Origin of the sequence: Bacillus sp. JJ1127, assembly GCF_036965845.1 — a bacterium.
Taxonomy (GTDB): Bacteria; Bacillota; Bacilli; order Bacillales; family Bacillaceae_G; genus Bacillus_A.
On sequence record NZ_JBALQK010000129.1, the window covers coordinates 1 to 5,705 of the forward strand.

At 36.1% G+C, this 5,705-nt stretch carries 6 protein-coding genes and 1 pseudogene; 6 read left to right on the forward strand and 1 reads right to left on the reverse strand.

Annotated elements, in window-relative coordinates; genetic code table 11:
- Positions 1–371 (forward strand): annotated as a pseudogene (locus V7183_RS13185) (RNA-guided endonuclease IscB); the annotation flags it as partial.
- 50 nt (positions 372–421) lie between these two features.
- Here the strand turns inward: V7183_RS13185 and V7183_RS13190 are convergent.
- Positions 422–730 carry a hypothetical protein gene (locus V7183_RS13190; RefSeq protein WP_097899376.1) on the reverse strand — a complete coding sequence of 103 codons (309 nt, stop codon included), beginning with the start codon at positions 728–730 and terminating at the stop codon, positions 422–424.
- 89 nt (positions 731–819) lie between these two features.
- Here V7183_RS13190 and spoIIP point away from each other — a divergent pair, with 89 nt between their 5' ends.
- The 5 genes from spoIIP (at position 820) to V7183_RS13215 (ending at position 5,654) form a co-directional block, all read left to right on the forward strand.
- Positions 820–1,974 (forward strand): stage II sporulation protein P, encoded by a 1,155-nt coding sequence (gene spoIIP, locus V7183_RS13195; protein ID WP_335359815.1) that lies wholly within the window; start codon positions 820–822, stop codon positions 1,972–1,974.
- Positions 1,975–2,245: 271 nt separating this feature from the next.
- Positions 2,246–2,743 carry a GNAT family N-acetyltransferase gene (locus V7183_RS13200; RefSeq protein ID WP_335359816.1) on the forward strand — a complete coding sequence of 166 codons (498 nt, stop codon included), beginning with the start codon at positions 2,246–2,248 and terminating at the stop codon, positions 2,741–2,743.
- Positions 2,744–2,754: 11 nt separating this feature from the next.
- Positions 2,755–3,495, forward strand: a complete 741-nt coding sequence (locus V7183_RS13205) for a M15 family metallopeptidase (RefSeq protein ID WP_335359817.1) — start codon at positions 2,755–2,757, stop codon at positions 3,493–3,495.
- A 23-nt stretch (positions 3,496–3,518) separates the two neighbouring features.
- A complete protein-coding gene (locus tag V7183_RS13210) occupies positions 3,519–3,965 on the forward strand; it encodes an NUDIX hydrolase (RefSeq protein ID WP_335359818.1) in 447 nt (148 codons plus the stop codon).
- 213 nt (positions 3,966–4,178) lie between these two features.
- A complete protein-coding gene (locus V7183_RS13215; RefSeq protein ID WP_335359819.1) occupies positions 4,179–5,654 on the forward strand; it encodes an amidase family protein in 1,476 nt (491 codons plus the stop codon).
- Positions 5,655–5,705 lie beyond the last annotated feature (51 nt).

Genomic DNA, 5,705 nt, shown 5'->3' on the forward strand with positions numbered 1-5,705 from the left:
CCATTGCGATTACCAATCCCATACAACTACAAGAATACGATCAAAGCGGTGAATTTTGCATCAAGCAATTTAGAAAGAAAAAACGCTCCCTGCATGAAGCAACCGCAAGAAAAGGAAGAAAAACAAAGAATACAAGTGCAAAACGGAACAAGAAAAATACACCACATATAGATGGAATCTATTTAGGTGATAAAGTAAAGGTATTTGGACAAGTAGGATTTGTGACAGGATTTACAGGAAAAATGGTATACGTACAAAATATACATGGACAATATATACAAAATCCTTCTAAATCTTATAAGCAAGTGAAGATGTCAGATATGGAACGTATACACCATACGAACAATTGGCAGTTCTTACAAATCGGTTAGGCTATGCCTAACCGAAATTCATCCCTACCTTACCACTGGGCTCTTGCCCGTCACGGGCTTGAAGATGGGGACTTCTTTAAACTTGTTACTAGTTTATAAACGAGGAGATATAAAGAGTATATTCCTACATAAGCCCCCGTGGTGAGAAATAATGGATTCAACAAAATAGCGTGTATGGTTGTCATAAATACTAAACCACGTATTAACACATCGTATATGTGTAAAGCAATTATAGTACCGAGTATATACAAAGAGCAGTATGCACAAACGTCTAAAACAATACGGATTTTAGGATGTACTGCAAATAAAAGAAAAAGAAATGATAAAACAATAGGAAGCAAACCTATGATAAGCTTCAATTCATTTCACCTCTATGACAATATTGCCGAAATTTAGGCAGTCTATTCTCAATGGCTTGTACATAAGTTGAAATAGAGAGGGTGATGTTATGAATCGAGGCTTTTTTTATGTGAAATTAACAAGTGTACGCAAGTTAATCTTATTTATTATCATTACGGTGTTAGCGACTTTTTTTCTTATTAGTATGTTAGTTACTTCAATGAAAGAAACAAAGTCAACGTATTTATATAATTGGTTGAATGAGTTATCGATGAATGGGTATATGTATGTGATTGGAAAGGAAAATCATTATTTTACACAAGAATATCGAAATTTAAACCAAGAGTTTTCAATTTCATCATTTCTATTTTCGGTGGCGACGAACATTCGTTTTGATGATGTACGTAGCTTTGTTGGGAAAGAACTTCCGGGCTTTGGAAAGTACGATACGGAAATCGTTATCGCTGGTGAAGGGACGAACTATTCTAATTTACCGATAGAATCGAGTGTTCCGCTTGAAGAAGTCGTGAAAGAGCGGACAGGAGAAATAGGACAAGCTCCTAAGAAGGATGCAAATCAAGAAAAGAAACAACCAGCTCAAACAACAGGGAAAAGACAAGTTGCTTTTATTTATCATACGCATAGTTGGGAGTCATTTTTACCATTATTAAATTTGACAAATGATCCAGATCCGAATAAGGCCACGAGCTCTGTGACGAATATTTCTATACTTGGGGAACGATTCCATGAACAATTAGAAAACGAAGGGATAGGAGCCGTTGATGATAAAACAGATGTCGGGAAAAAGTTGATTAGTAAGGGATTAAATAGTAACAGTTCTTATAAAGTGTCTCGAGAAATTGTACAGGAAGCAATGACGAGTAATAAAGAATTACAATACTTTTTTGATTTGCACCGAGATAGTGCTCGGAAAAATGTTACAACAAAAACAATTGGGGATAAATCGTATGCGAAACTTGCTTTTGTAATTGGAAAAGGGAATAAAAATTATGAGAAAAACTTACAATTAGCAACCGCGCTACATGAAGCGATTAATACGAAATATCCTGGAGTAAGCCGTGGGGTTATTCAAAAGGGATTTCAAACTGGAAACGGTGTTTACAATCAAGACTTATCAGGACAAGCGATTTTAATTGAGGTGGGAGGTGTAGATAATACATCTGAAGAATTAAATCGTTCAATTGATGCGCTTGCCAAGGCGTTTAGTGAATATTTTTGGCAAGCTGAGAAGGTGAATGGATAAACGTAAGCTTGATGCTTACGTTCTTTTTTTGCTTAAAAAAGAACAAAGGGAAGATTATCTTTATTCTACTGTTGCGAGCAATAAGCTTCTTATCTCAAATTTAAGGGGGAATGAAAAGTTCACTTTATTGACACAATTTTTCTTTCATTATACTAATATCGAAATTTGTCTATTTATCCTGAAGAAAATAGAAAGGGATTTTCTGATAAAATATCGAAATTTTCTTTATAAATAAAATTTTTGCACTATAAAAATTGATAGGGTGGTAGGGATGATTCGAGAAATTCGAGTAGAGGACGCAGCAGCATTTTTACAATTAGGAAAACGATTGGACGAAGAAACGACCTTTATGCTATTAGAACCAGGTGAACGGAATACGACAGTAGAGCAACAAGAGAAGATGATTCAACGTTTTATAGAAAATAATAATTCTACGATATTTGTAGCCACTCATGAAGAACAAGTAGTAGGGTTTATTTTAGCTAACGGCGGGAATGTGCAAAGAAAAAAGCATGTTGCAACAATTGTGATTGGGATTTTACAAGAATATAGTGGCCAAGGTATTGGAACATCTTTGTTTAAAGAAATAGAAAACTGGGCAAAATTACATGATGTATGGCGTTTGGAATTAACAGTAATGGCCCACAATACAAGAGCGCAGGCACTATATAGAAAAGCGGGGTTTGAACAAGAAGGTGTCAAGAAAGCTTCTCTTATCATCAATGGAAAGAATGTCGATGAGTATTATATGGCCAAATTATTAAAATAAGAGGTCGTTTTATGAAAAAAAGATGGGCACTACTGAGTGTCGTAGTAGTTGTAGTTGTGATTGTAGTAGCAGGCATGAATTATAAAATGTATAAGGATAAGCAAGCGCAAGAAGTCAATGCTAGTGTAGCGTTTCCAAAAGAACAAGAAACCATTACTAAAATGGAAGGAGATATTGCGGTTGTAAATAATCCTGATTCCATACTTGTACTTGTAAATAAAAACAGACGGTTACCAGATCGCTATAAACCGCAAGATTTAGTCATTCCGAAAGTACGTTACTCGAATGAAGGAGATCAAGAGAAGAAGAAGATGCGGAAAGAAGCGGCTGTGGCGCTTGAGAAAATGTTTCAGCAAGGAGATCAGGAGCGGATTTTTCTCTTTGCAGTCTCTGGCTTCAGATCTTTTGACCGGCAAAAAGCATTAAATACAATGTACAAAATACAAGATGGGGAAGCGAAAACAGCGATGTCTAGTGCGGTTCCAGGAACGAGTGAACATCAGACGGGACTTGCAATGGATATTACATCACAATCTGCTAAATTCCAATTAGAGTCTATTTTTGGTGATACAAAAGAAGGGAAATGGCTTGCTCAAAATGCACATAAGTTTGGATTTGTTATTCGGTATACAAAAGAGAAAGAATCTATTACTGGTTATCGGTATGAGCCTTGGCACGTACGGTATGTAGGGAATCCGCAGGCTACGTATTTATATGAGAATCAACTCACCTTAGAAGAGGCAATGAAGTAATCAATTGAGGGGAGACGGATCAGATGGTGATGTTATATAAGAAAAAGGCATACGCATATATTACAAGGGAAAAGGAAGGCATGATGCAATTACTTGTTTTTACACATCGTGATATGCCAGAAGCAGGTATACAAGTTCCGGGCGGTACAGTTGATGAAGGAGAAAAATTAGAAATAGCACTACTGCGTGAAGTGATGGAAGAGTCAGGACTGCGTCATTTGTGCATAGAACGTTTCATTGATGATTATATTATCTACGTGAAAGAAAAGCAGGAGTATCAAAAATGCCACTTCTTTCATATTTCTTTATTAACGGACGTTAAGGATACATGGGAACATATAGTAAGTGCGGGAGAGGAAGATGAGGGCCTGACATTTTGTTATAAATGGATTGATATAACAAAATGTCCTGTGTTAGCAGGGAAACAGGGTGAATTTGTACATTTGCTAGAAGAGATGTATGTGAAATGAAAATTTGTTTATACACTAAAAACGTTTTAGACGGATTTTGTTCGTCTAAGACGTTTTTTATTTTCCTTGAAATGGAAGGTTTTTGAAAGTGAAAGTTGAAATTCTAAGTAGAGTTTTTATTTGTCGAAACGAGGAGAGAGCGAAATGATTAAAGTTAATAAGTAATAAGATAAGATTTGAAACTAGGGAAGAACTAGTAAGGGGAGAAATTTGATGGAGATTCAATTTAATAAACTATTAAAAAAAGAATTAACAATTCATGATATACAAACAGCGATGGAAAATGGGGAATTTACTTCGAAAGAGCTAGTTATGTATTATCTTCATAGGATAGCAAAGTATGATCAAGACGGTCCGAAAATAAATTCTATCCTAGAAATCAATCCAGATGCAATTTTTATTGCGGAAGGATTAGATCATGAAAGAAAGATAAAGGGTGTTAGGGGGCCTTTACATGGCATTCCTGTTCTCTTAAAAGATAATATCGAAACAAAGGATTCTATGCATACAAGTGCAGGGACAATTGCTCTTGAAAATTATGTGAGTAGTCAAGATGCATTTCTTGTTGAAAAACTACGTGAAGCGGGTGCAGTCATATTGGGGAAGGCGAATATGACAGAATTAGCAAATGGAATGTCTTTTGAAATGTGGGCTGGATATAGTTCAAGAGGAGGCCAAGTTATTAACCCATATGGCTCAGGTGATGATAACCTTTTCGTTGGTGGCTCGAGTACAGGATCGGCAGTAGCTGTTGCTGCAAATTTTACCGTTTTATCTGTTGGGACAGAAACGGATGCTTCTATTTTAAGCCCAGCCGTTCAGAACTCTGTAGTTGGTATTAAGCCTACTGTTGGTTTAATAAGCCGAAGAGGGATTATACCTTTCACATATGCACAAGATACAGCGGGACCATTTGCTAGAACAGTAACAGACGCGGCAATTCTATTAAGTAGTTTAGCAGGGATAGACCAGCTTGATCCTGCAACTTATAAAAGTAAAGGGAGAGTTCCGCAAGATTATACAATGTATTTAGAGTCTAATGGTTTAAGAGGAGCTAAGATTGGCGTATTTAACAAAGCACCTGTAGACTATTATGAATCTGGCGAGTATGATGAAGAGCTATTTCAGAATGTGATACAAACATTGCAGGATGAAGGAGCGGCAGTAATAGAAGATATAGATATTCCGTCTTTTCATAGGGAATGGAGCTGGGGAGTTGTATTGTATGAATTAAAGCATAGCTTGGATAACTATCTTTCTAAGTTACCTCCAACTCTTCCGGTGCATTCTATTTCTGAATTAATAGCATTTAATAAAAGTATAGAAGAAAAAGCGTTAAAATATGGGCAAAATAAGTTGGAATTAAGAAAGGATTTTCCTAATACGTTAAGAAATCATGAGTATTTAAATGCAAGGTTAGAAGATTTATATTTTTCCCAGGAGCAAGGAATTGATCTTTCCTTAAAGAAATACGATCTTGATGCTATTCTTTTTCCTTCATATATAGGGTCAACAATATGTGCCAAAGCTGGTTATCCTTCTATGGCGGTACCAGCTGGATATATGAAAAGCGGAAGGCCTTTTGGAATTACTTTGGCAAGTACCGCTTTTAGCGAAGGGACTTTAATTAAGCTTGCATATGCGTTTGAACAAGCTACAAAGCATAGAAGAACTCCGAATTTATCGTAAATATATATACATCAATTAAAAAACCGACATACCCCCCCTCTTTTTAGGTGG